This window comes from Halopseudomonas sp. L-58 (assembly GCF_056859475.1).
Map to the genome: position 1 here is coordinate 140,717 of NZ_JBSXON010000075.1, position 23,728 is coordinate 164,444.

Genomic DNA, 23,728 nt, shown 5'->3' on the forward strand with positions numbered 1-23,728 from the left:
TGGCTTGTAATTATTATCAGTGAGCTTTCAAGGCGCTTGCCGGCATGGTGGCGACACCATGTTGACCGACCAGCAGCAGTTCGCCGTCACCCAGCGCCTTGGCAGAAGCCAGTGCGATACGGTCAGGACGGGTCATCACGTCAAAGCTGTTGCCGCCATCAGTACTGCTCAGCACAACGCCGCCAGCACCGACGACCACCAGCTTGCCGTCACCGGACAGACCACCACCCAGCAGGGTCGCTTCCAGCGGACCGTTGTTCGGCGTCAGCAGCTCGACCTGCTCCCAAGTGTCACCGAAGTCGGTGGAGCGGAACATGTTGCCACGCAGGCCCCAGACCAGAACCACGTTATCGCTGCTGGTACCGGAAGCGCCAAACCAGGAGCCGTCATAGGGCAGATCGGTCAGGGTTTCCCAGGTATCACCGAAGTCCGGCGAGCGGTACAGGGTACCCATTTCGCCAGCCAGCATCAGGCCGGCACCCTTGACGGCGGTGATCGCGTTGTAATGGAAGCCATCGGGATTATCGATGTCGTAGGAACGGTCTTCCCAGGTTTTGCCGCCATCATCGGTACGCAGGAAGGTGCCGTAGGCACCAATTGCAAAACCGGTATTGGCATTCTTGAACCAGACATCCATCAGCGGACGCTCAAGCAAGCTCGGGCCTTCCGGATCAATCGGTTGATCCAGCTCGGGATCGCGGTATTGCATCTCCCAGTTTGCTCCGGCATCACTGGTATGCAGGATCAGCGAATCGTGCCCCACCGCCCAGCCGTTCTTGTCGTCGGCAAAGTAGACGGCTGTCAGCAGCTGACGGACAGGAACGTTCGCCTGTGTCCAGGTCTTGCCCTGATCATCGGAATAAACGATGTGACCACGGCTGCCAACAGCAACCAGGCGATCACCGGCGACGGCCGCATCGACCAACAGGGTATGGGCTGCCAGATCCGACTTGATTGCAGGTTGAACGCTTTCCTCGGCGACATCGGCGGCATGGGCTGATGCGGCGCCCAGTGCCATCATGCCGGACAGCATCACGGCCTGTGTCAACGCACTGAGAGAAAAGCCTTTCTTAAGATAGTTGCCCGACGCGTTCAGGTCTGTCCGGGCCACGAATGGAGCGCGCCAATTGCACGGCTTACGCATACACCACCCCTCTTTGTTTTTATAGGTGCTTCTGCTCCGCTACGGGAACACGTTTTATTATCAACCCGGACCGCACCCCACACAGGCGCACCCGAATCAGTTATCCCTCCAGCGGACAAGGCATATTAGAGGCCCGCAAGGCGCTGCACAAATACCTCTCGGTAATTTTTTATTAAAATTTCGGCCTTGCGTGTGCTGAGTAACTCATTTATCGAGGCCGACTTCAAGACCCGCGCCCAACACGGGCGCGGGCTCGCCGGGTCAAGCCAGCGACTTGCTGACCACCTCATAGACATCAGGCGACAACGGGCTTTGCGCCATGATGCGCGCCAGCTCCGCCTTCATCAGATCCTGGCGCTTGGGCTCGAACTTGCGCCAGCGGCTGAGTGGCGTTACCAGCCGCGAGGCAATCTGCGGATTACTGCGATCCAGTTCAATGATCCGGTCAGCCAGAAACGCATAGCCACTGCCGTCCAGCGCATGGAAATTGATCAGGTTCTGGTTGGCAAAGGCGCCGATCAGCGCACGCACCTTGTTCGGGTTACGCATGGTGAACAGCGGGTGCTCCATAAGCTTGCGCACGCGGTCCAGCGCGCCGGGCTGGCTGGCTGCAGCCTGAATGGTGAACCACTGGTCCATGACCAGAGGGTACTCCGCCCAGCGCTCGGCGAACTCGGCCAGCGCCGCTTCACGCTGCTGCTCGAACGGCGAATTGACCAGCGCCACCAGCGCGGCCTGGCGGTCAGTCATATTGGTCGCCTCGACAAACTGGCGCACGCACCAGCCCACCACCTGCTGCTCAGCCGTCAGCATCAGATAGCTCAGCAGGCTGTTTTTCAGGCTGCGCGCCGCCATGGCATCGGCCTTGGCGCTGAACGCCCCCGACCCGGCCGCGGCCAGAATCTGATAACGCGCCGACATCTCGTCACGCAGTGCCTCGGCCAGTGCCCGACGCAACCACTCGCGGGTGTAGTGGATGGCATCCACGTCGGCAACCTCGGCCAGCTCGATCAGATAGGCTTCGGAGGGCAGACGGATGATTTCCGCGACCATGGCAGCATCCAGTTCGGCGTCGGCAATCACGCTGCGCATGACCTCGACCAGCCGCTGATCCAGGTTCAGCGGACGACCGGCACGATGAATCTCGACCAGCCCCTGCAGCACGTCAACCGCCAGTCCCTGCGCCGCTTCCCAGCGGTTGAAGCCGTCCGGGTCATGCTTGGCAAGAAACACCCGATCATCGCGGCTGTACGGGTAGCTGAGCTTGACCGGCGCGGAGAAGCCGCGCAGCAGCGACGGCAGCGGGCAGTTCGGTACATTCTCGAACACCAGGGTCTGCTCTGCTTCGGTAATCGACACCACCGCCTCGTTGCCAAGGGCCTTGCCCTCCAGCTGCAACGGAATTTCGTTGCCGTCACGGTCCAGCAGCGCCATGCGCACCGGGATGACCTGGGGCTGCTTCTCGGGCTGACCCGGCGTCGGCGGGCAGACCTGGCTGAAATGCAGGCGATACTCGCGACTGGCCGCGTCGTACTCGCTGCGCACATTCAGGCGCGGGGTGCCGGCCTGGCTGTACCAGCGCTTGAACTGGGTAAAGTCGGCACCGTTGGCGTCTTCCAGCGCCTTGATAAAGTCGTCGCAGGTGACCGCCTGACCATCGTGGCGCTCGAAATACAGGTCCGTGCCCTTGCGGAAGCCCTCTTCGCCCAACAGGGTGTGCAGCATGCGCACCACTTCGGCGCCCTTCTCGTACACGGTCAGGGTGTAGAAGTTGGATATCTCGATAAAGGAGTCCGGGCGCACCGGGTGCGCCATCGGGCCGGCGTCCTCGGCGAACTGGTTGGCCCGCAGGAAGGTGACATCCTCGATGCGCTTGACCGTGCGCGAGTTCATGTCGGCAGAAAATTCCGAGTCGCGGAAGACGGTAAAGCCCTCCTTGAGCGACAGCTGGAACCAGTCGCGGCAAGTCACCCGATTGCCCGACCAGTTGTGGAAGTACTCGTGCGCCACCACCGCTTCAACCCGCTGGAAGGCCATATCAGTGGCCGTGTCCTGGTGGGCCAGCACACAGCTGGAGTTGAAGATATTGAGGCCCTTGTTCTCCATCGCGCCCATGTTGAAGTCGTTGACCGCGACGATCATGAAGATGTCCAGATCGTACTCGCGGCCATAGACCTCTTCGTCCCAGCGCATGGAGCGCTTGAGGCTGTCCATCGCGTGGTCGCACTGGGTGCGGTTTTCCGGCTCGACGTAGATGCGTAGGTCAATGGTACGCCCGCTCATGGTGGTGAAGCTGTCCTGCAGCAGACACAGGTCACCGGCGACCAGCGCAAACAGGTAGGCCGGCTTCGGGAACGGGTCTTCCCAGCTGACCCAGTGGCGCCCGCCTTCGTGCTCGCCCGAGGCAATCGGGTTGCCGTTGGATAGCAGCACCGGATAGCGCTCGCGCTCGGCGATCACCGTGGTGGTGAACCGGCTCATCACATCCGGGCGATCGAGGTAGTAGGTAATCTTGCGGAAGCCTTCGGCCTCGCACTGGGTGCAGAACATGCTGCCAGACTTGTACAGCCCTTCCAGCGCAGTGTTGTTCTGCGGCTCGATACGGGTAGTCAGGGCCAGTTCGAATTGCGCGCGGGTCGGTTGCAGGGTCAGGCTGTCACTGTCGACCTGGTAGGCGCCCTCGCCCAGCTCCTGCTCGTCCAGCACCACCTCTTGCAGCTCCAGTTGCTGGCCGTCCAGCACCAGCGGCGGCAAGGCGGTCTCGGCATGGCGTTCGGTATTCAGGCGCAGGGCCAGACGGCTGTGCACCAATGCATGATCTTCAAACAGCTCGAAGGTCAGCTGGGTCTCGTCGATCCAGTAATCCGGCGCCTTGTAATCCTTGAGGTATATCGTCTTTGGTTGTTCGGTACGCATGTTCAGGCTCCGCTGCGGCCGGACCGGCCGCTGAATTCATGTTCGGCCGCCCCGCTGCAGGGCGGCCCTGCCGAAATGGCTCAACTGGCGCTGAAGGCCAACTGATAGGCAGTGTACTTGCGAATATTGATGACTGCGGTGTCGAGCAGCAGATACTGCCCCTTGATGCCGAGCAGAGTGCCTTCCAGCACTGGCTCCTTGTCCAGGTTGGCCGACTGCGGCTTGGCAACGTACTGCTCGACCGGATAACGAATCTCCAGCGCCTCGGCCTGCGGCAATAGCTGCACGGCCTGCAGCCCGAATCGCGCCTGCAGCTCGGCTATGCCGGCCTCGGCATTATCGAGCAGGCGATCACGCTCGGCGCACAGGTCCAGCGGCTCGGGGTCGCCCTTGAGCAGGGCACGCCAGTTGGTCTTGTCTGCCACCTGCTGACGCAGCAAGTCTTCCACCAGACCGGATTGCTGGCGGGTAGCGACGCGCAGAATCGGCAACGCCTGACTGGCCCCCTGATCGACCCAGCGGGTCGGCACCTGAGAGGCCCGGGTAATCCCCACCTTCAGGCCCGAGGAGTTGGCCAGATAAACGATATGGTCGGTCATGCAGAACTGCTCGCCCCAGGCCGGTTCACGACAGGTACCCTGGTCGTAATGGCACTTTTCCGGGCTCATGATGCAGCTGTCGCACTGCGCCAGCTTGGTAAAGCAGGGGTAGCAGTAACCCTGATTAAAGCTCTTCTTGGTCTTGCGGCCGCAGTGCACGCAGTGAATCGGCCCCATGGCCTCCAGCCGTATGGTCTTGCCCAGCAGGCCGTTCAGCGGCACCCGCTCTTCGCCGATGGGCAGACTGTAATCGACCGGAGCGTCGGCTGTATCGAGCAGACCGATCATCTTGCTGACGTTGCCTTCGAACTGCAAAAGACTCAATGCAGGGTCTCCGAACCGGTCGAAAACAGGATGTTCGGCACCTCTTTCTGCTGCGACTTGCAGCTCTGCGGCCCCATGTAACCGGTACGCTCCTCTTCCGGCAGGTTGTCCTGTTCCCAGGCAATCATCGCCTGAAGGCACAGCTCCTTCTGCTCTTGCGTCAGCTTGCGGCCATCCGGCCACTTGCCGATCTCCACAGCGAGCTTGAGGCTCTGATAAATATCAGGGGTGATGTTGCGCAGCATATCGATGAAAGTGGTCATCGCGCCTCCCGCTGGAATGATGAAAACCGCTATTGTACTCGCTCACCGCAGCCGCTGCAGCGTTCCGGCCACGGCGCCAATGGCGCACCCGGCAACAAAGCCGCTGACATGCGCCGCGTTTGCAATGGCACCAAAGCCCAGCAGCGTGATCAGCCCGGTCATGCACAGCACCAGCCACGCCAGCATCATGATGACCACGCCGCGTGGCAGATCAAAGAACACGTTGGGCGCGAGCTTCTGGTAAACCCAACAGTAGCCCAGCAGGCCATAGAGCACGCCGGAGAGCCCGCCAAACAGGCTGCTGCCACTCCACAGCCACTGGGCGGTGTTGGAAAGCACGCCGATAAGCAGCGTCAGCCCGAGCAGCCAGAACCCGCCGGAGCGCATCTCGATACGCCGACCCAGCTCCCAGTACCAGAGTGCATTGAACGCCAGATGCATGACACCGAAGTGCAGGAAGATCGGTGTAATCAACCGCCACCACTGGGCCATGTCGGGCTGCGCCGCCAGGTAGCCGGAGTCTTCCAGCGGCGTAAAGGTAAACATCACAATGCCACGCGCGTCGCCGCCAAGGCCGGTCAGCAATGCCACCAAAGCGGTAAGCGCCAGTACCGCCAGGGTAACCGGTATCAACCGATGTGCCCGGCGCCAGAACTGCGCTGCCTGGCTGGACGGGCGCTGCGGCGCCGGGCTGTCCGCAAGCGCTTGCGGCCCCTGCGCGTAGGCCGCGCGAACAATCTGGGCGGCCGCTTCGTCGACCACCCAGACCACCTGCATGCCACCCTCTTCCACCACTCGGTGCACCACGCCACGACTGCGCAGAAAACGCACCAGCGGCGACAGGTCCTCATCGAGCTGACAGGTCAAAGCCTTGAGCATGAAACACCTCAATCGAGCCTGGGAACGTCGACCCAGACAAAGTGGTCGCGATCCAGATGGCGCTCGCCGTCCCACCGATAGGCCACCAGCTTGCCGTACTTGACCGCGCTGTAATCCAGGCAGGCCAGATTGGGGCGAATCGGATGCGGCCGCCCCTGCTGCCAGTAATGACCCACAAACAGCATCGGCTGTTCCGGACCATAGATCAGCAACTCGGCGCGCTGATCCTCGCTGAGCGGTCTGGCGGCAATCTCGGTGGGCAGTGCATCGGGCTGAAACACCACATCGCCATAGGTCAGCGGCGCTTCTTCCCAGAACTTGGTGCGAAAGAAGGCCCGGGTAAAGCCGTCCTTGCCGGTCATGGTCATGCCGTGCGGCAAGCGCATGTCGGTGCCGCGCAGCAGTCGGTCAAAGGTCTGGGCGGCAAAGCTGCCCCGCTCAACCGAGGCTTCGATGAACTCGCGATCCACCCGTCCATCTGGATACTGCTCACGCAGCGGCTGTATCAGCCGGGCGTCCCAGCAGGCATGCACCATACGGAACAGGCCAAAATCGAGAAACAGCGGCAGCTGGCCGAACCAGCCGACAAAGTCGCGCCACTCCTGCGGCCAGTTTGCAAACTGCTCCAGGGTGTCGCCGATCTGACGCAGGTGGCGCTCGTTGTGCTCACGCAGATACTCGCGGCCACTGCCGGCCGGTGCGCGGGTTTCCCAGCACAGGGCATTGAACTCATGGTTGCCCATGATGCACTGCGCTTCACCCGCCTCGACCATGCCATGGACCAGATGCAATGCCTCGCGAATACGCGGACCGCGGTCAATAATGTCACCAAGAAACAGCGCCTTGCGCTGCGGGTGGCGCCAGACGCCGGCCTGCACCCGATAGCCCATCAGCTCAAGCAGGCGCTCCAGCGTATGCGCACAACCGTGCACATCGCCAATGATGTCGTAACCCTGATTCTCGACCATCCGTAGCCTACTGATCCGTCAGCCGGCTGGACCAGCCGAGCTTGCTGCGACAGATCGCGTAGAAGTTGTGATCCAGCGGATGCAGCAGACGCAGCTTCTGCGGCTTCTTGCGGATGGTAATGCTGTCACCGGGCGCACAGGAGATGTGCACCTGGCCATCACAGCTGACCTGCGGATAGATACCGCTCTGCTTGGAGATAATGATCTTGAGTTCGCTGTTGCCATCGACCACGATCGGTCGGCTCGACAGCGTGTGCGGGAACATCGGCACCAGCACCACGGCATCCAGCTTCGGATGCATGATCGGGCCACCGGCCGACAGCGCATAGGCGGTCGATCCGGTCGGGGTGGCGACAATCAGGCCATCGGATTTCTGGCTGTAGACAAACTGGCCGTCCACATACAGCTCAAACTCGATCATCCGCGCCGACTTGCCCGGATGCAGCAGCACATCGTTCAGCGCCTCGCTGGTACCCAGCTGCTCCTCGCCGCGACGCACGAAGGCGTCCAGCAGAAAGCGAGTCTCGACCATGTACTGGCCGGCCAGCACATCGCCAACCTTCTGTTCCAGTTCGTCCGGCGGAATATCGGTCAGAAAGCCGAGGCCGCCACGGTTAACCCCCAGCACCGGAATGTTGTAGCGGCACAGCGCCCGGGCCGCGCCAAGCAAGCTGCCGTCACCGCCCACCACGATCACCAGATCGCAGATCTCCCCCATCATCTTGCGCGAACAAACCTGCTGCTGATGACCGGGGAGCAGATCCGCCACCGCATCCTCCAGGATTACCGTATGCCCGGTATCGAGCAGAAAACGCTTGAGGCGTTTGAGGGTATCGACCACCCGCCCGCTGCCGAGGCGTCCGATGAGACCGATATTGCGGAACTGATCCATACCACCTCTTTGCGTTCGTGTCAGAGATGCCCGAGACTGAGCGGACGAGCGCCGATTATTCCGCAGCCAGCCTGGGCTGGCAAATACGAGAGGTTTCATGCTGCCCGTCTTTGCACACGCCAGCGTCCGCGACATGGCCTGGATTGCCTTCAGCCCGCCCCTGCTCAACGACCGGCTGCTGCCCATGCGCGACCCGCTGCAAGGCAGCGCATGGCGGGACGATCCCGAGCAATTGCTGCACGCCCTGCAGACCCTGGACCAGGCCCCTGCTGCGCTCGACGCGCTGCTCGGCGAATCACCGGACCGTCGTCTGGGCAATTATTACGAACGCCTCTGGCATGCCCTGCTCAGCCTTGCTCCCGACACCCGCATCCTGGCCCACAATCTGGCCCTGCGTGACGGCGCGCACACCTATGGCGAACTGGACCTGATCATTGAGGCGGCCGATGGCGCCGTGGTTCACCTCGAACTGGCGATCAAGTTTTATCTCGCCAGACCCGAGCTGCATTCAACTGACAGTGCTGTCAGTGATCCTGCTATCTGGTGGGGCGTGGATCCGCGCGACAATCTGGCCAGCAAACTGCAGCGGCTGCGTGAACACCAGCTGCCGCTGGCGGCGCGACTACCGGAACTGGCGACGGCCCATCGCGCGCTGCCCCTGCCGGACTGCTCGGCCGCCTGGCTGCAGGGAGGGCTGTTTCAGCACCTGCTGCGGCAGGTACCTCCGGTAGAGGGTCAGCAACCGCCCGCCGCACCGCTGCACTGGTGTCATCAACATGAGTTGAAATCGCTGGCCCCCACGCATCGCTGGCAACCCATGGCTCACAAGGCGTGGTTGATGCCGCCTGAGCCAGAAAGCGGAGCAGATCTGGACGTACATCAGATGGGCAGAATAAGCGAGCGCGCAGGAGAGCGCCGCGCCGTGATGTTCTGTACTGCGGACCAGCCACCACTGGCAAGCGAACGACTGCTATGTGTAGGTAATAACTGGCCGAACGGCTGAACCCGCCCTGGCGCTGCGGAGGTTATTCGTGATCGCTTGCGGTCCGATTTTGCACCTTGCCCAGCTCACGCTTGAGGGCAGCGTTGATCCGCTGCTGCTCCGCCAGTTCCTGCTTGATGTCCAGCAACTCGCCCTGAACAATCTCGAGATGATCAGCGTGGATGCCTTTGAGCTCGACCAGTGCCTGATCCTTCTCGATGGCCATGGCCTTGATTCGCGTAGTCAGCGTATCGATCTGCTGGCGCAGGTCGCGTACTTCCCGCGCATGCTGTTCACGCAGTTGCTGAAGCTCGCCTGCACCACTCGGTGCCACAGGTCGCGTGGACGTCAACGGGATGAGGTCATCCACATCATTGACCTGCCCGCCACCGTACCAGGTGTCTTCGGCCGCCATGTGCAGGCGCTCGGGCGCGATGTAGCGAATCGCCTCCTCATCCTCGCCAAGAATACCCAGTGCGTTGTTGGCAACAGCTTCCTTGACCAGCGCCAGATCATTGCTGTTGCCGCGCGTGCCCGGCTTCCACAGCATTGCCCGATACTGCGGCTGCTTGTTGAACCCGAGACAGACCAGCCGAATCGGGCCGCCGCCCATATCCGGGCCGCGATCACCGCGCTCGGCGATTTGCCGCAGCGGCAGGTTCCACAGGCGATTGACGTAGCCATCGAGGTCAAAGTCGATATTGAAGAACACCGCAGCGCGCACGTGCAGCCGGGTATTGATCTGCAGAAACACCGCCTGCACGGTTTCATCGGCGTGCTCGGGTGCTGCCACCAGACCATCCAGCAATGCCTCGAACTCGGGGAACAGCATCTCCTTGCAGATGCCCCGCTCCGAAAAGAACATGACCGCCTCGGTCAACAGCGGCTTTGTTGGCGTATTCATGACCTTTTCTCCTTGCCCCGAGCATCAATGTGCGCCTTTTTCAGGGCGAATGCACCCCGCGATTTCTCAGGCAACAAGTGTAGGCAAAAGGTTCATTCAGGTGTGTGATCGACTTGGCAAGCGATCGGCAGGCTCGGCGCTGTTGAAGGGAAAAAGCGGACATCCGTCGCAGAACGGATGCAAACGGCAGCGCCCGATAACCGGGCGCTGCGCACGGACTACGTCAGGCCGATCAGAGCGCGGCCGCCAGACGCGAGCCCTGATCGATGGCACGCTTGGCATCCAGCTCGGCCGCCACGTCGGCGCCGCCGATCAGATGAACAGTCTTGCCGGCGGCAACCAGGCCATCCTGCAACTCGCGCAGCGGCTCCTGACCGGCACAGAGGATAATGGTGTCAACCGGCAACACCTTCGGCTCCCCGTTTTCGCCAATGCGGATATGCAGGCCCTCGTCGTCAATCTTCAGATAGTTGACCGAGTTGAGCATCTGCACCTGCTTGCTCTTCAGGCCGGCGCGGTGAATCCAGCCGGTGGTTTTGCCCAGCCCATTGCCGACCTTGCTGTTCTTGCGCTGCAGCAGGTAGACCTCACGGGCCGGCGGATGCGGTTGCGGGGTAATGCCGGCAATGCCGCCACGCGCCTTCAGCTCCGGATCAATACCCCATTCCTTCCAGAACAGGTCGATATCCTGGCTTGGGCTGGTGCCCTGGTGGGTGATCATCTCCGAAACGTCAAAGCCGATACCGCCGGCGCCGATCACGGCGACCTTATGGCCAACCGGCTTGCGCTGCAGGATGGCATCCAGATAGCTGATCACCTTGGGATGGTCGATACCGGGAATATCCGGTGTACGCGGCACGATACCGGTGGCGAGAATGACTTCGTCAAACTCCGTCAGATCGCTCGCATCAACACGGCGGTTAAGCTCCAGCTTGACGCCGGTGTTCTCGATCCGCTTGCCGAAGTAACGCAAGGTCTCGTAGAACTCTTCCTTGCCCGGGATAAGCTTGGCGATGTTGAACTGACCGCCGATCTTGTCGGCCGCATCAAACAGGGTGACCTGATGGCCGCGCTCGGCAGCCACGGTGGCAGCGGCCAGACCGGCCGGGCCTGCACCCACTACCGCAATGTTCTTCACCTGGGTGGTCGGGATAAAGTTCAGCTCGGTCTCGTGGCAGGCACGCGGGTTGACCAGACAGCTGGTCAGCTTGCCGCCAAAGGTGTGGTCCAGGCAGGCCTGATTGCAGCCGATACAGGTATTGATCTCGTCGGCACGGCCAGCAGCAGCCTTGTTGACGAACTCGGGGTCCGCCAGGAACGGGCGCGCCATGGAGATCATGTCAGCCGCGCCGTCAGCCAGCAGTTGATCGGCCAGTTCCGGGGTATTGATGCGGTTGGTGGTGACCAGCGGGATCGAGACCTCGCCCTTGAGCTTGGCGGTCACCTTGGCGAAGGCACCACGCGGCACCTTGGTGGCGATGGTCGGAATCCGCGCTTCGTGCCAGCCGATACCGGTGTTGATGATGGTCGCACCGGCCTTCTCAATCGCCTTGGCGAGCATGACGATCTCATCCCAGGTGCTGCCGCCCTCGACCAGATCGAGCATCGACAGGCGATAGATGATGATGAATTCCGGGCCGACCGCCTCGCGTACGCGGCGCACGATCTCGACCGGCAGGCGCATGCGGTTCTCGTAGCTGCCGCCCCAGCGGTCGGTACGCTTGTTGACGTGGGCAACCAGAAACTGGTTGATGAAGTAGCCTTCCGAGCCCATGACTTCGACGCCGTCATAACCCGCTTCCTTGGCCAGTGCGGCGCAGCGGGCAAAGTCGGCAATCTGCTTTTCGATCCCTTCCTCGTCCAGCTCCTTGGGGGTGAACGGGTTGATCGGCGCCTGTACCGCACTGGCAGAGACCTGCTTGGGGCTGTAGGCGTAACGGCCTGCGTGCAAAATCTGCATGCAGATCTTGCCGCCTTCGGCGTGCACAGCGTCAGTGATCACCTTGTGCTGGGCCGCTTCTTCCGGCGTGGTCATCTTGGCCGCGCCATGGGCAACGCAGCCCTCCTCGTTCGGACCAATACCACCGGTAACGATAAGGCCGGCACCCCCACGGGCGCGCTCGGCAAAGTAGGCCGCCTGGCGGTTGAAACCGTTCGGGCGTTCTTCCAGACCGGTATGCATTGACCCCATCAGGGTACGGTTGCGCAGCGTGGTAAAGCCCAGGTCCAGCGGGGCCAGCAGGTGCGGATACAGAGATTGTTCGCTCATCGGTTACTCCGGCATCATCAGGATCGGCGCGGCGGATACCTGTCCGGCGCCTCGTTGTGGAGCCAACAATAGGCCCAGCCGGGTGCTTACTCAATAACCCGAAGTGACACTTTCATAACCCTGAATTACACTGGCGTGCGACCTTCCACAGCGACCCCCACACGCCATGAAACTCGGTGATATCTCCGTTGGTTATCTGCTCAGCCTGCGCGAGGTCGTACAGCAACTCGGCCACGACCCGGCGCCACTGTTGAGCCGTTTCAGAATCACCGACGAGCTGCTCGCCCAGCCCCACGCCCGCATCAGCATTCCCCGTTTCATGCGCCTGGGTAACGCGGCCATTCGCTATACACGCGAGCCCGCCATCGGCCTGTTGATGGGCCAGTCCAGCCGCATCAGCCACCTCGGCCTGACCGGCATGGCAGCGCAATGCGCCCCGACCCTGCGTGCCGCCTTCAGCACCATGATCGAGTTCGAGCTGCTGGGTAGCCAGAATTACCGCGGCCACTCCAGCTTCGAGCCGCCGGCGGTGCGCTTTTACTCGATCAGCCCGTACAACATGTTCAACCTGTTCGTGGTGGACTCGGCGCTGGCGGCGCGGGCCCGGATCGGCCGTGATCTGACCGGCGGGAGGGCGCAGCTGCGCGAGGTACACATCGAGTTTCCGGCGCCGCCCTATGCCGCCCGCTATGAAGCGGTATTCGGCTGTCCTGTGCATTTCGAGCAGTCACACAACCAGATTGTCTGGGAGCCGCGTAGCCTCGACCTGCCGTTGGAGCAAAGCGCCGCCGCCACCCACGCCGATCTGCGCGAGCTGTGCCGGCAGCGCCTGAGCGAACTGACCCGCCATCGGGGATTGCGTGAGCGGGTCGAGACACTGGTTGCGCCTCAGCTGGATGGCCAGCCGCCAACGCTGGCAGAGGTTGCCACAACACTCGGACTACCCGCCTGGACCCTGCGACGGCGGCTCCAGCAGGAGGCCGGAACAGGCTATCAAAACATCATTGACGACATGCGCCGCGACCTCGCGGTGACCTACATCCGCGATACCGAAATGGCGCTGGGGGAGATTTCCTTCCTGCTGGGGTTCTCATCGCCGGAGGCGTTTCAGCGCGCCTTCAAGCGCTGGACAGGCGCTGCGCCCGGGAGTTACCGCAAGGCGATCTTTGCAGAAAATAAAGCGGAGGAATATTTAAAACAATGACTTGGAATACACTTGGAGAAATGACGCGAAGAGCAGTTACAGCTCTTCGGCATCTTCCACGTCGTCGTCCCACTGTTGGGACTGCAGCTCGATCAACTCTTCAATGTAATCACTCATGTGATTTTCCTTCTTTGCGTGTCTGTTGCAGTAACGACCCTAGCGGCCGCAGATGACAGTCAGATGAAGGATAACCACAGAGGTTCCCCAAGGAATTGATCTGCATCAGCCAGGCAGCACAACCAGCGCCACCAGCAACGCCGCCTCCAGCACTTCCACCAACGCGCCTGAGGTATCACCGGTGGTGCCGCCGATCCGCGTACGCAGGCGCTGACGCCAGAACAATGTCAGCAAAGTCGCTACCAGCAGCGCCAGCAACCCGCTCCAGCCAAACAGCAGCACCAGCACGGCATGCAGTACCAGTACCTGCAACAGGCGCGCCCGCGGCATGTGCTCGACCAGTTGTGCGCCCATGCCCTGCGGGCGCACGTAAGGCGTGCTAAACAGCAGGCCCGCCAGCGCGCCACGCGCTACCCACGGCACCAGCAACAAGGCGAGCCAGGCACCTTTCTCAAGCAGACTGACCAAGGCAGCCCACTTCACCAGCAGCACCAGCAGCAGCGAGACAACTCCGATCGGCCCACAGGCCGGGTCTTTCATGATCGCCAGCGTGCGTTCGACGCTGCCCATGCCGCCAACCCAGGCGTCCGCCGTATCGGCCAGCCCATCCAGATGCAGCCCACCGCTGAACCAGACCCAGAACACCAGCAGCAACGCCGCCTTGAGCGGAGCGTCAAGGTCGCCCAGCAATGCAGCCAACAGCAGCAGCGCCAACCCGAGCAACACGCCCACCGTCGGGTACCACAGCACGGAGCGCCCCAACTCCCGTGCATTAGGAGCGCGCCACAGGCGAACCGGAATGCGACTGAGCAACTGCAGCGCCAGACCAAAGGCAATCACGACCGCAGCTCCTCGACAGCACCGCCCGCGTAGCGCAGCTGATGCAGCGCGCCGTGCTCAACTTCAACCTGCAACAGCTGGCTCGGCGGCAAGCCACGTGCCGCCGCCAGCAGCAATCGCATCACTCCACCGTGGGTGACCAGCAGGATCGTCTGCTCAGCGTATTCCCGTTCCAGCTGCGCCAACGCTGCCCAGACACGCTCGGAAAATCGCACCATCGGCTCGCCATCAGGCGGCGTAAAACCATAGGGGTCGTTCCAGAATGCGGCTAACGCATCGGCCTGATCGACCATCAGATCGCGTGGATGACGCCCTTCCCACTGACCGAAGTGAAGCTCGCGCAGGCCGACCGCATACTTCAAAGGCAGTCGGTCACGCAGGCTCAGCTGCAGCGCAAACTGGGCGCAGCGGCGCAGCGGGGAGCTGACGATGCGCTGCCACCGGGGCTGCGCCGGCAACGCCGACCACATCTGCTGCCAACCCTGCTCGGTCAGGTCGTCATCCAGACTGCCGCGCAGACCGCCACCCAACTCGGTCTCGCCGTGGCGCAGTAACAGCAGACTCAAACTCATTTGAAGCTCCCCGACACCGCGGCTTCGGCGAAGGTCGCCATTTCATTGTGCAGCCGACAGGCCGCCTGCAGCAGGGGCACCGCCAGTGCCGCACCGCTAGCCTCCCCCAGCCGCAGGTTCAGCGCCAGCAAAGGCTCGGCGTCCAGCGCCTGCAGCAGCAGACGATGGCCTGGCTCGGCACCACGATGGCTGTAGAACAGCCAGCTGCGCACATCGGCATTCATACGCACCGCGCACAGCGCGGCAGCAGTGCTGATGTAACCATCCACCAGCACCGGCAACCCGTTCTGCGCAGCGGCGATATAGGCACCGGCCAGCGCCGCGACTTCCAGCCCGCCAACCCGGCGCAGGGTCTCCAGCGCATCATTGGCATGGGGACGGTGATGGGCGACCGCGCGCTCGATGATCTTGGTCTTGTGCCGCAAGCCGAGCGCCGTGAGCCCGGTACCCAGGCCCACCAGCTCGCTCACCGGCTGATCCAGCAGCAAGGCCGACAGCGCACAGGCGCTGCTGGTATTACCGATGCCCATCTCGCCGCCGATAAAGAGCTCGGCACCGTCCTCAACAGCACGCTGAACGGCCTCCTGACCAGCACTCAGCGCAGCATCGCACTGGGCGGCAGTCATCGCCGCGCCATGCAGAAAACTCTCCGTGCCCGCCGCCATACCGAGGTGGCGCACACCCGGCAGCGGCGCAATCTCGTGCGCCAACCCCAGATCAACGAGCTCCAGAGGCGCCCCCAGATGCCGCGCCAACACGCTGATGGCCGCACCGCCGCGGGCAAAGTTGGCCAGCATCTGTCCGGTCACCTCCTGCGGGAAGGCCGATACTCCCTCCGTCGCAATGCCGTGATCAGCCGCAAAAATAGTGATCCAGATACGCTCCAGCCGCGGCGCAGCACAGCGCTGCAGGCTGGCCAGTGTGGCCGCGATTTGCTCCAGTCGCCCAAGCGAGCCGGCCGGTTTAGTGAGTTGCACCTCTCTCGCCAGCGCCTGCGCCAGGCGCCCTCTATCCACCGGCTGCGCCGGATGCTGCCACCACGCACTCACAACGGCTCTCCTTTCAACACCTGCGGCAGGCCCGCAACGCAGAACACCACCCGCTCACACTTTGCCGCCAGCGCCTGATGCAGCCAGCCGGCCTCATCGACAAAACGGCGGGTCAACTCGCCCATCGGCACCACACCCAGACCGGTTTCGTTGCTCACCAGCAGCAACCGCCCCGGCAGCGCAGGCAGCGTCTCCAGCAGCGCGCTGCGTTCACGAACCCAGGCTTGCGGGTCGCCGACCAGCAGCAGGTTGCTCAGCCACAGCGTCAGACAATCGACCAACAGGCAGCGATCTTCACGGGCCTGCTCCCGGAGCATCCGCGCCAGCGCGAGCGGCTCCTCGACCAGCGCCCAATGGGCCGGGCGCTGCTTGCGGTGGCGTTCGATGCGCTCGCGCATCTCCGCATCGCGCGGCTGGCAGGTGGCGATATACACCACCTCCAACCCGCTTTCAGTTGCCCGCCGCTCGGCATATCGGCTCTTGCCGGAGCGCGCACCACCGAGTATCAACTCAGCCATGGGCCACCCCGCACAGCTCGCGCAGGGCAGCGGTATCCAGATGCTGTTCGACCAGATCGGCGAGCCGATCCAGGTCGCGTTCGCGCAGGCCGGCGTAGTCCACACCCTGTGCCGCCCGCAGCCCCGCCCAGCCAAGCAGCGCCTGCTGCGCCGCCGGCGACTCGAACAACCCGTGCAGATAGGTGCCAGCCACTTGCCCGTCGTCACTCAGGGCTCCGTCGGCCCGGTCGTCATCCAGCAGCACCAGTGGATTCTCCAGCGCCTCGCCCTCGCTGATGCCGGCGTGAATTTCGTAGCCGCTGACCTCGGCGTGATCGAGACGCAGACGTCCGATTACGTTGCGCAACTGTTTTTGCGCGCGCAGCTCGGTGCTCATCGTCAGCAAACCCAGCCCCGGCTCGGAGCCAGCCTGCCCCTCGAGCCCCAGCGGATCGTCGATCCGGCGGCCAAGCATCTGAAAGCCGCCGCAGATACCCAGCACCCGGCCGCCGTAGCGCAGATGGCGGGCGATATCCTGATCCCAGCCCTGCGCACGCAGATGGCGCAGATCCGCCCGTACGCTCTTGGAGCCGGGCAGAATGATCAGGTCAGCCGGCGGCAGCCTCTGCCCGGCCGAAATAAACTGCAGGTCAACCTGCGGATGCAGGCGCAACGGGTCAAAATCGGTGTGATTGCTGATGCGCGGCAGCACCGGCACGACTACGCGCAGCGCATCGGCAGCGCCGCCGACCTGCCGCGTCTCGACCGCGTCTTCGGCTTCCAGATGCAGGTCGTGCAGGTACGGCAGCACGCCGAGCACCGGTTTGCCGGTGTACTGCTCCAGCCACCGCACCCCCGGTTCTAGCAGCGCGATGTCGCCACGGAAACGGTTGATGACAAAGCCCCTTACCCGGGCCTGCTCTGATTCGGACAGCAGCGCCAGCGTGCCGGCCAGGTGCGCGAATACCCCGCCCTTATCGATGTCGGCAACGATGATCACCGGGCAATCAACCGCCTCGGCAAAGCCCATATTGGCGATATCGCCTTCACGCAAATTGATCTCGGCCGGCGAACCGGCGCCCTCCACCATCACCACCTGCGCCCACTCGCAAAGGCGTCCATGGGCTGCCAGCACCGCCTGCATCGCGGTCGGCTTGTAGGCGTGGTAGCTCACCGCATCCATGCTGCCGATCGGATGGCCGTTGATGATTACCTGCGCGCCCACGTCGGTATTGGGCTTGAGCAGAATCGGGTTCATGTCGGTGTGGGTCGGCAGCCGCGCGGCCTGCGCCTGCACCGCCTGTGCCCGGCCAATCTCGCCGCCATTGGTGGTCACTGCGGCATTCAGCGCCATATTCTGCGGTTTGAACGGCACCACCACCACGTTCTGGCGGACCAGCCAGCGGCACAAGGCGCTGACCAGCGTACTTTTGCCGGCATCGGAGGTGGTGCCCTGCACCATCAGCGTCGTCATTTGCGTTGTCTCATGCTTGTATTCAGGGCCTGCTCCAGTCGTTCCCAGTCACGCTGATGATGGGGCAGGCCAAAACGCAGTCCGTTGAGGGCCGGAAACAGGCGCACCAACACGCCCTGCCGGGCCAGATTCAAATAAATCCGTTCGGCACACTCAGATTCGCGCCACTGGAACAGGGCGCAGCCCGCGCCACCGCTCAGACCGGCCCGGGCCAACAGCGCATCGAGTCGCTCGCTGGCAGCTCTCAGCCGATATCGCCAAAGCTGCTGGGTGCCGGCATCCAACAACGCGGCAAGGCCAACCGCCCGCGCGGGCCCGCTCACGGCCCAGGGACCAAGCTGCTGCTCCAACTCGTTGAGCAGCGCTGGCTGGGCCAAGGCAAAGCCCAGCCGCACGCCGGCCAAACCAAAAAACTTGCCCAAAGAACGCAGCACGATCAGTCCAGCACGGTCGGTATACCCACCAAGGCTGTGCTCGGGGGTAACATCCATAAAGGCTTCATCGACCACCAGCCAGCCGGCGCGGGCGGCCAACTCGGCGTGCCAGCCAAGCAGCTGTTCAGCGTCCAGTCGCCGGCCGGTGGGATTATTGGGGTTCACGACCACCAGCACGTCGAGCTCACCGAGCAGTTGCGGCAGCTCCGCCTGCGTAACGCTGCGCACCGCGTGCCCGGCCCGGCGCCAGGCCTCGGTGTGTTCGGCATAGGTCGGCTCCAGCACCCCTACCCGGCTGTTTGCCCGCAGGAGCGGCAACGCCTGAATGGCCGCCTGCGAGCCGGCCACCGGCAATGCGGCGGGGGCGCCGTAATAATCGCAGGCCACGCCGGACAGGTTGTCGTCGGTTTCGGGCAGCCGCTGCCAGATCGACTGCGGCAGTGCCGGCACCGGCCAGGCAAAGGGCGCGATCCCGGTCGACAGATCCAGCCACTGCTCTACCGGCCGCTTGAAGCGCAGGGCGGCCTCGCGCAAACGCCCGCCGTGTTCAAGCATGGCTGAGCCCCCAGATCAATACGATCACCAGCACCCACAGCAGCACGCTGCGGCGCACCAGCGCCAGCGCGCGGTCGATGTCGACAGCCGTGGCCCGTGGCCCCTCGCCGAGCAACGGTCGCTCTTCAATAACGCCGTGATAGATCGCCGGGCCACCCAACTCCCGCTCCAGCGCGCCGGCGCCCGCGGCCATCACCGGTCCGGCGTTGGGGCTGTCCCACGGGGGGGGCCTGGCTGCGCCAGCAACGCAAGGCCAGCCGCGCGTTGCCACACAGGGCGTAGCTCAAGGCCACCAGCCGGGCAGGAATAAAATTGAGCAGATCATCCAGCCGCGCCGCGACGCGGCCGAACAGCAGAAAACGCGGCGAACGGTAACCCCACATCGCATCGAGGGTGTTGGCCAATCGGTACAGAACAACACCAGGGGCGCCGGCCACAGCAAACCAGAACAGCGCCGCAAACACCGCATCACTTCCATTCTCCAGCACCGACTCGACGGTGGCGCGGGCCACACCCTCCTCGTCCAGCGCGCGGGTGTCGCGGCTGACCATGCGCCCGACCAGCTCACGCGCTCGCGGCAAATCCCCGCGCTCCAGCGCCTGCGCGACGGGCCGGGCATGGGCGCCCAGGCTTTCCCAGCCGATGGCCGCATACAGGCAGACCAGCGATACCAGCCAGCCGATCAGCGGCTGCGCCGCCAGCCACCAGATCAGCACCACCGGCGGCACCACGGCCAGCACCCAGGCCAGCGCACCGCGGGCGATACTGCCGCCAGCCGCCGTATTCAAACGTCGCTCAAGCCCGGCAGCAAGGTTGCCAAAGCCCACCAGCGGATGATGCCGACGCGGCTCTCCGAATAGCGCATCCAGCGCGACCCCGGCCACCACCAGCGGTCCAAGCAGACTCATGACTGCGCCCATTGGCGAATCAGCGCAGCGAGCTGATCCAGCCCGTCGGTCAGCGCGCCGATCCCCGGCTGCAGAATGTCGGCCGATTTGATCTCGAACAGCTGCGCCTGGGCGACCGCGGGCACCGCATCCCAGCCAGCACGCTCGACCACCTGTTCAGGGCGAAAGCGCTTGCCGCACCACGAACCGATGATGATATCGGGCGCACGCCGCACCACCTCAAGCGGGTCGGCGATGATGCGCTGCTTCGCCCGTGGCAGTGCGGCCAGATCACTGAAACAGTCGTCGCCACCGGCCAGGGTGATCAGTTCGCTGACCCAGCCGATGCCACTGATCAGCGGCTCATTCCACTCCTCGAAATACACCCGCGGGCGACGCGGCAGTGCCGCTGCCTGCGCGGCAACCGCCGCCATGCGCCCTTCCAGCTCCTGAACCAGCGCTGCGGCGCGATCTGCAGCGCCTACCAGCGCCCCCAGCGTGCTGATCATTGCCAAAATGCCGGTAATACTGCGCTGGTTGAACAGGTGAACTTCCAGCCCTGCCCGCGCCAGGTCGGCAACCATGTCTGCCTGCAGGTCGCAGTAACCCAGCACCAGATCCGGCTGCAGAGCGAGAATCTCATCGTGCTTGGCGCTGGTGAACGCGCCGATCTTGGGTTTTTCCTTGCGCGCCTGCGGGGGCCGCACGGTAAATCCGGAAATGCCGACAATGCGCTGCTGTTCACCGAGCGCATAGAGCACTTCGCAGGTTTCAGTCGACAGGCAAACGATACGTTGCGGTCCGAACGCGCTCATCAGCGCTCCTCCCATTGATCGGTAAACAGCATGTCTGCCAGCGGTCGGGCCTCGGTCCAGTGCTCCTGCTCCAGCATCGGCCGGCTGTAGAACGCGTCGACCGGGCCCAGACAGAGCACCGCGACCGGGCGCGCACCCGTCGGCAACGCCAGCAGGTCGGCCAGCGCCTGCGGATCAAACAGCGAGACCCAGCCCAGCCCCAGCCCCTCTGCCCGCGCCGCCAGCCAGAGGTTCTGGATGGCGCAGGCAACCGAGGCCAGATCCATGTCCGGCATGGTCCTGCGACCAAACACATGCGCCTCGCGCCCCGGTGGCAACGCCGCGACCAGCAGTTCAGCGCAGCTCAGCACCCCTTCGACCTTGAGCCGCATGAACTCGTCCTCCCGCTCGCCCAGGGCACGCGCCGTCTCCAGCCGTTCCTGCTCGACCAACTGATGGATCGACTCGCGCAGCGCCTGACGGGTAATACGCACAAAGCGCCACGGCTGCATCAGGCCGACACTCGGGGCCTGATGCGCGGCCTGCAGCAACCGCAGCAGTTGCTCCTCCGGTACCTCGCCCGCAGCAAAGTGGCGCATGTCGCGGCGCTCGCGAATGGCCCGGTACACCGCGTCACGCTCCAGCGGGTCAAAGGCGTGCCGGGTCATGGCCGGAACAGCGCCGCCGCAGCCTGCGGATTACTCGGCAGGTAGAAATGGATGTAGGACGCCGTCAGTCGGCCGTCGCGAAACACCGCTTCGCTGGTGCGCCGGTAGTTAGGGCATTCGCCCTGAGCCAGCGGCTCCAGCCGGGTATCCAGCAGCGAGTGATGGAATGTGTGGCCGCGCAGCGAGCCCTCGGGCAAGCGCACCTCCTGCAGCGCCAGTGCGGCAAGGCGCAACTGCATCACCGCCTTGCCCGGCAGCAGGCCGGCCATGCGGTGCTGCACGCCATCACGGTCGGTCAGAGCGTCAAACAGATACAACATGCCGCCGCACTCGGCCACCAGCGGCTTGCCCGCAGCGTGATGCGCGTGCAGCGCCTGCGCCATCGCCTCATTGCCAGCCAGCGTATCGCCGTGCAGCTCGGGATAGCCGCCGGGCAGATACACACTGTCCACCTCCGGCAGTGTCTCGTCGGTCAGCGGCGAGAAGAAGATCAGCTCGGCGCCCATTGCCTGCAGCAGCGCCAGATTGGCCTGATAGACAAAGGCAAAGGCCTGGTCTCGCGCCACTCCGATACGCACACCCGCCAACAGCGGCTGCAGTGCCTCGGCACTCGGCACCGGGAAGCTCACCGGTTCCGGCAGGGGTGCGCCACTGCTCTGCTCCAGCGCATCGGCCGCGGCATCCAGCCGTGCCAGCAGGTCCGGCAACTCTGCCGCTTGCACCAGACCGAGATGCCGGCTGGGCAGTTCCATATCTGTCGACCTGGGCAGGCCGCCATACCAGTGCAGGCTGTCTGGCAGGCTGTCGCGCAGAATCTCGCCATGACGCACGCTGCCGAGCTTGTTGCCCAGCACCCCGGCAAAGCCGAGATCCGGCTGGAAGTTCGCCAGTCCCCAGGCCATTGCCGCAAAGGTTTGCGCCATGCCGGAGCCATCGATCACGCCCAGTACCGGCACGCCAAACTCACGGGCAAGGTCGGCCGCAGAGGGCGTACCGTCGAACAGCCCCATAACCCCTTCAATCAGGATCAGATCAGCCTCGGCCGCCGCTTCCCAGAGCAGCCGACGCGACTGCTCAAGACCCACCATCCAAAGGTCCAGCTGATATACCGGCGCACCACTGGCGGCCTGCAGAATCATCGGATCGAGAAAGTCCGGGCCACATTTGAACACCCGCACCTTGCGGCCCTGCCGGCTGTGCAGGCGCGCCAGCGCGGCGGTTACCGTGGTTTTGCCCTGCCCCGAGGCAGGCGCGGCGATCAGCATCGCCGGACAGCTACGCGCGGTCAAAACTCCACCCCCTTCTGCGCCTTGATACCCGCCTTGAAGGCGTGTTTGGTCATGCCCATCTCCGTCACGGTATCGGCTGCTTCAACCAGCGCCGGTGGCGCACCGCGTCCGGTGACCACCACATGCTGATGCGCCGGTCGCGCCTGAATATCGGCAATCACCTGATCGAGCTGCAGGTAACCGTATTTCAGCGCGATATTCAGCTCGTCCAGCAGCACCAGCGCGACCTGTGGATCGCGCATCAGCTTGACTGCAACGGCCCAGGCGGCCTCGGCCTTGGCGATATCGTCCTGCCGATCCTGGGTTTCCCAGGTGAAGCCGGCGCCCATGACGTGATAGCGCACCTCATCGGGAAAGCGCCGGAAGAAGGTCTCCTCACCGGTGCTGCGCGCGCCCTTGATGAACTGCACGATGCCGACACGCAGACCATGTCCCAGCGCCCGAGCAGCCATGCCGAAACCGGAGCTGCTCTTGCCCTTGCCATTGCCGGTCAGCACCAGCAGCACACCGCGCTCGTCGGGTGCCTGGGCGATTTTCTGATCGACCACCTGCTTCTTGCGCTGCATGCGCTCGCGGTGGCGCTGATCGCGCTCGGCAGACTCACTCATGCGCGCTGGCTCGCGTTACCGAACAGCGCAGCGGCGCTGCGCGCGCCCACGTAAAGAACCACCGCCACAGCAACGTACGCGGCCATAGTGCTCAAGTAGGACGGGTAGTAATGGGCCAGGCGCTCGATCATGCCGGCGAAGGTCGGTTCGGCGTAGCGGCCGGAGAACCAGTAGAAGCCGCCGCTGGTGAAGACCTGACAGACCAGCGCACTGAGCATCATGGTCGGCACCAGAACCAGCAGCGAAGAAGCCTGGTCACGGTGCCAGCCAGCGTACATCCGGCCGCCGAACCAGAGTGCGGCGTAACCGGGCAGCAGCGCCCAGTAGGCGATAGTCATGCAGTGGTGACCGGCATTTACCCAGCCGACCGTCATCACGTCCACTGCAAAAGCGACTGCAAAGAACAGCGGGTAGGCCCAAACCGGGCGCAGCAGCACGCCGACCAGGAAAAACACCGCCCAGGAGGCGCTTGGCAGGTTGAGCTGCGGGAAGTGGCTACCGCGCGTCATGATCATCAGCGCCAGCAGCAGCGCGCCAACCACCAGTTGGGTATGTTTCGAGGTTTTCAGCACAGCCTTTCTCCTTTGCGGTTTATCCAAA

Annotated in this window: 22 protein-coding genes and 1 pseudogene; 2 read left to right on the forward strand and 21 right to left on the reverse strand. The window is 63.6% G+C overall.

Annotation, left to right across the window (positions count from 1 at the left end):
• Positions 1 to 16 precede the first annotated feature (16 nt).
• The 7 genes from AC13EY_RS15030 to AC13EY_RS15060 all read right to left on the reverse strand — a co-directional run bounded on the left by AC13EY_RS15030 (position 17) and on the right by AC13EY_RS15060 (position 7,985).
• Positions 17 to 1,144, reverse strand: coding sequence for a WD40/YVTN/BNR-like repeat-containing protein (locus AC13EY_RS15030; protein WP_228246787.1), 1,128 nt, complete (start codon positions 1,142 to 1,144; stop codon positions 17 to 19).
• Positions 1,145 to 1,405: 261 nt separating this feature from the next.
• Positions 1,406 to 4,060: an aminopeptidase N gene (pepN, locus tag AC13EY_RS15035; protein ID WP_228246788.1), complete on the reverse strand. Its 2,655-nt coding sequence runs from the start codon at positions 4,058 to 4,060 to the stop codon at positions 1,406 to 1,408.
• A gap of 80 nt (positions 4,061 to 4,140) precedes the next feature.
• Positions 4,141 to 4,947, reverse strand: coding sequence for a DUF2797 domain-containing protein (locus tag AC13EY_RS15040; protein ID WP_228246830.1), 807 nt, complete (start codon positions 4,945 to 4,947; stop codon positions 4,141 to 4,143).
• Positions 4,948 to 4,979: 32 nt separating this feature from the next.
• Positions 4,980 to 5,246 (reverse strand): YeaC family protein, encoded by a 267-nt coding sequence (locus tag AC13EY_RS15045; protein ID WP_228246789.1) that lies wholly within the window; start codon positions 5,244 to 5,246, stop codon positions 4,980 to 4,982.
• A gap of 42 nt (positions 5,247 to 5,288) precedes the next feature.
• A complete protein-coding gene (locus tag AC13EY_RS15050) occupies positions 5,289 to 6,125 on the reverse strand; it encodes a rhomboid family intramembrane serine protease (protein WP_228246790.1) in 837 nt (278 codons plus the stop codon).
• Between the two features lie 8 nt (positions 6,126 to 6,133).
• Complete coding sequence (locus AC13EY_RS15055) at positions 6,134 to 7,093, reverse strand: metallophosphoesterase (RefSeq protein WP_228246791.1); 960 nt, start codon at positions 7,091 to 7,093, stop codon at positions 6,134 to 6,136.
• Positions 7,094 to 7,100: 7 nt separating this feature from the next.
• Positions 7,101 to 7,985 (reverse strand): NAD(+) kinase, encoded by an 885-nt coding sequence (locus AC13EY_RS15060; RefSeq protein WP_088274050.1) that lies wholly within the window; start codon positions 7,983 to 7,985, stop codon positions 7,101 to 7,103.
• Positions 7,986 to 8,082: 97 nt separating this feature from the next.
• On the opposite strand from AC13EY_RS15060, the gene AC13EY_RS15065 reads away from it, so the two are divergent.
• Positions 8,083 to 8,988: a DUF1853 family protein gene (locus AC13EY_RS15065; RefSeq protein WP_228246792.1), complete on the forward strand. Its 906-nt coding sequence runs from the start codon at positions 8,083 to 8,085 to the stop codon at positions 8,986 to 8,988.
• A 22-nt stretch (positions 8,989 to 9,010) separates the two neighbouring features.
• On the opposite strand, the gene AC13EY_RS15070 is transcribed toward AC13EY_RS15065, so the two are convergent.
• Both AC13EY_RS15070 and AC13EY_RS15075 read right to left on the reverse strand, forming a co-directional pair.
• Positions 9,011 to 9,871, reverse strand: a complete 861-nt coding sequence (locus AC13EY_RS15070; RefSeq protein ID WP_228246793.1) for a hypothetical protein — start codon at positions 9,869 to 9,871, stop codon at positions 9,011 to 9,013.
• Between the two features lie 232 nt (positions 9,872 to 10,103).
• On the reverse strand, positions 10,104 to 12,140 hold the full coding sequence (locus AC13EY_RS15075) for an NADPH-dependent 2,4-dienoyl-CoA reductase (RefSeq protein ID WP_228246794.1): 2,037 nt from the start codon (positions 12,138 to 12,140) through the stop codon (positions 10,104 to 10,106).
• A 166-nt stretch (positions 12,141 to 12,306) separates the two neighbouring features.
• Between AC13EY_RS15075 and AC13EY_RS15080 the strand changes: the two genes are divergently transcribed.
• Positions 12,307 to 13,344 carry an AraC family transcriptional regulator gene (locus tag AC13EY_RS15080; RefSeq protein ID WP_228246795.1) on the forward strand — a complete coding sequence of 346 codons (1,038 nt, stop codon included), beginning with the start codon at positions 12,307 to 12,309 and terminating at the stop codon, positions 13,342 to 13,344.
• A 222-nt stretch (positions 13,345 to 13,566) separates the two neighbouring features.
• Here the strand turns inward: AC13EY_RS15080 and AC13EY_RS15085 are convergent, their stop codons facing one another.
• The 12 genes and pseudogenes from AC13EY_RS15085 to AC13EY_RS15140 form a co-directional block, all read right to left on the reverse strand.
• On the reverse strand, positions 13,567 to 14,301 hold the full coding sequence (locus AC13EY_RS15085) for an adenosylcobinamide-GDP ribazoletransferase (protein ID WP_228246796.1): 735 nt from the start codon (positions 14,299 to 14,301) through the stop codon (positions 13,567 to 13,569).
• Positions 14,298 to 14,873 carry an alpha-ribazole phosphatase family protein gene (gene cobC / locus AC13EY_RS15090; RefSeq protein ID WP_228246797.1) on the reverse strand — a complete coding sequence of 192 codons (576 nt, stop codon included), beginning with the start codon at positions 14,871 to 14,873 and terminating at the stop codon, positions 14,298 to 14,300. The genes AC13EY_RS15085 and cobC overlap by 4 nt, the downstream gene beginning before the upstream one ends.
• Positions 14,870 to 15,922: a nicotinate-nucleotide--dimethylbenzimidazole phosphoribosyltransferase gene (gene cobT / locus AC13EY_RS15095; protein ID WP_228246798.1), complete on the reverse strand. Its 1,053-nt coding sequence runs from the start codon at positions 15,920 to 15,922 to the stop codon at positions 14,870 to 14,872. The genes cobC and cobT overlap by 4 nt, the downstream gene beginning before the upstream one ends.
• On the reverse strand, positions 15,919 to 16,440 hold the full coding sequence (gene cobU / locus AC13EY_RS15100; RefSeq protein ID WP_228246799.1) for a bifunctional adenosylcobinamide kinase/adenosylcobinamide-phosphate guanylyltransferase: 522 nt from the start codon (positions 16,438 to 16,440) through the stop codon (positions 15,919 to 15,921). The genes cobT and cobU overlap by 4 nt, the downstream gene beginning before the upstream one ends.
• Positions 16,433 to 17,893: a cobyric acid synthase gene (locus AC13EY_RS15105; protein ID WP_228246800.1), complete on the reverse strand. Its 1,461-nt coding sequence runs from the start codon at positions 17,891 to 17,893 to the stop codon at positions 16,433 to 16,435. The genes cobU and AC13EY_RS15105 overlap by 8 nt, the downstream gene beginning before the upstream one ends.
• Positions 17,890 to 18,882: a threonine-phosphate decarboxylase CobD gene (gene cobD, locus AC13EY_RS15110; protein WP_228246801.1), complete on the reverse strand. Its 993-nt coding sequence runs from the start codon at positions 18,880 to 18,882 to the stop codon at positions 17,890 to 17,892. Before cobD ends, AC13EY_RS15105 begins: the two co-directional genes overlap by 4 nt.
• Positions 18,875 to 19,790: pseudogene (cbiB, locus tag AC13EY_RS15115) on the reverse strand (adenosylcobinamide-phosphate synthase CbiB). Before cbiB ends, cobD begins: the two are co-directional and overlap by 8 nt.
• Complete coding sequence (locus AC13EY_RS15120) at positions 19,787 to 20,584, reverse strand: cobalamin-binding protein (protein WP_228246803.1); 798 nt, start codon at positions 20,582 to 20,584, stop codon at positions 19,787 to 19,789. Before AC13EY_RS15120 ends, cbiB begins: the two are co-directional and overlap by 4 nt.
• Positions 20,584 to 21,231 carry a 5,6-dimethylbenzimidazole synthase gene (gene bluB, locus AC13EY_RS15125; protein ID WP_228246804.1) on the reverse strand — a complete coding sequence of 216 codons (648 nt, stop codon included), beginning with the start codon at positions 21,229 to 21,231 and terminating at the stop codon, positions 20,584 to 20,586. Before bluB ends, AC13EY_RS15120 begins: the two co-directional genes overlap by 1 nt.
• Positions 21,228 to 22,520, reverse strand: coding sequence for a cobyrinic acid a,c-diamide synthase CobB (locus AC13EY_RS15130; RefSeq protein ID WP_228246805.1), 1,293 nt, complete (start codon positions 22,518 to 22,520; stop codon positions 21,228 to 21,230). Before AC13EY_RS15130 ends, bluB begins: the two co-directional genes overlap by 4 nt.
• The gene (gene cobO, locus AC13EY_RS15135; protein ID WP_228246806.1) at positions 22,517 to 23,128 is read right to left on the reverse strand and encodes a cob(I)yrinic acid a,c-diamide adenosyltransferase; all 612 of its coding nucleotides are present in this window, start codon (positions 23,126 to 23,128) and stop codon (positions 22,517 to 22,519) included. The genes AC13EY_RS15130 and cobO overlap by 4 nt, the downstream gene beginning before the upstream one ends.
• The gene (locus AC13EY_RS15140; protein WP_228246807.1) at positions 23,125 to 23,700 is read right to left on the reverse strand and encodes a hypothetical protein; all 576 of its coding nucleotides are present in this window, start codon (positions 23,698 to 23,700) and stop codon (positions 23,125 to 23,127) included. Before AC13EY_RS15140 ends, cobO begins: the two co-directional genes overlap by 4 nt.
• Positions 23,701 to 23,728 lie beyond the last annotated feature (28 nt).

Excerpts from the sequence above, each read along its gene's own strand:
- AC13EY_RS15070 (WP_228246793.1), bottom strand. The coding sequence starts at position 9,871 with ATGAATACGCCAACAAAGCCGCTGTTGACCGAGGCGGTCATGTTCTTT.
- AC13EY_RS15060 (WP_088274050.1), bottom strand. The coding sequence starts at position 7,985 with ATGGATCAGTTCCGCAATATCGGTCTCATCGGACGCCTCGGCAGCGGG.
- AC13EY_RS15065 (WP_228246792.1), top strand. The coding sequence starts at position 8,083 with ATGCTGCCCGTCTTTGCACACGCCAGCGTCCGCGACATGGCCTGGATT.
- bluB (WP_228246804.1), bottom strand. The coding sequence starts at position 21,231 with ATGACCCGGCACGCCTTTGACCCGCTGGAGCGTGACGCGGTGTACCGG.
- cobU (WP_228246799.1), bottom strand. The coding sequence starts at position 16,440 with ATGGCTGAGTTGATACTCGGTGGTGCGCGCTCCGGCAAGAGCCGATAT.
- AC13EY_RS15105 (WP_228246800.1), bottom strand. The coding sequence starts at position 17,893 with ATGACGACGCTGATGGTGCAGGGCACCACCTCCGATGCCGGCAAAAGT.
- AC13EY_RS15050 (WP_228246790.1), bottom strand. The coding sequence starts at position 6,125 with ATGCTCAAGGCTTTGACCTGTCAGCTCGATGAGGACCTGTCGCCGCTG.
- AC13EY_RS15080 (WP_228246795.1), top strand. The coding sequence starts at position 12,307 with ATGAAACTCGGTGATATCTCCGTTGGTTATCTGCTCAGCCTGCGCGAG.
- AC13EY_RS15055 (WP_228246791.1), bottom strand. The coding sequence starts at position 7,093 with ATGGTCGAGAATCAGGGTTACGACATCATTGGCGATGTGCACGGTTGT.
- pepN (WP_228246788.1), bottom strand. The coding sequence starts at position 4,060 with ATGCGTACCGAACAACCAAAGACGATATACCTCAAGGATTACAAGGCG.
- AC13EY_RS15030 (WP_228246787.1), bottom strand. The coding sequence starts at position 1,144 with ATGCGTAAGCCGTGCAATTGGCGCGCTCCATTCGTGGCCCGGACAGAC.
- AC13EY_RS15040 (WP_228246830.1), bottom strand. The coding sequence starts at position 4,947 with ATGATCGGTCTGCTCGATACAGCCGACGCTCCGGTCGATTACAGTCTG.
- AC13EY_RS15075 (WP_228246794.1), bottom strand. The coding sequence starts at position 12,140 with ATGAGCGAACAATCTCTGTATCCGCACCTGCTGGCCCCGCTGGACCTG.
- AC13EY_RS15120 (WP_228246803.1), bottom strand. The coding sequence starts at position 20,584 with ATGAGCGCGTTCGGACCGCAACGTATCGTTTGCCTGTCGACTGAAACC.
- cobD (WP_228246801.1), bottom strand. The coding sequence starts at position 18,882 with ATGCTTGAACACGGCGGGCGTTTGCGCGAGGCCGCCCTGCGCTTCAAG.
- cobC (WP_228246797.1), bottom strand. The coding sequence starts at position 14,873 with ATGAGTTTGAGTCTGCTGTTACTGCGCCACGGCGAGACCGAGTTGGGT.
- cobO (WP_228246806.1), bottom strand. The coding sequence starts at position 23,128 with ATGAGTGAGTCTGCCGAGCGCGATCAGCGCCACCGCGAGCGCATGCAG.
- AC13EY_RS15045 (WP_228246789.1), bottom strand. The coding sequence starts at position 5,246 with ATGACCACTTTCATCGATATGCTGCGCAACATCACCCCTGATATTTAT.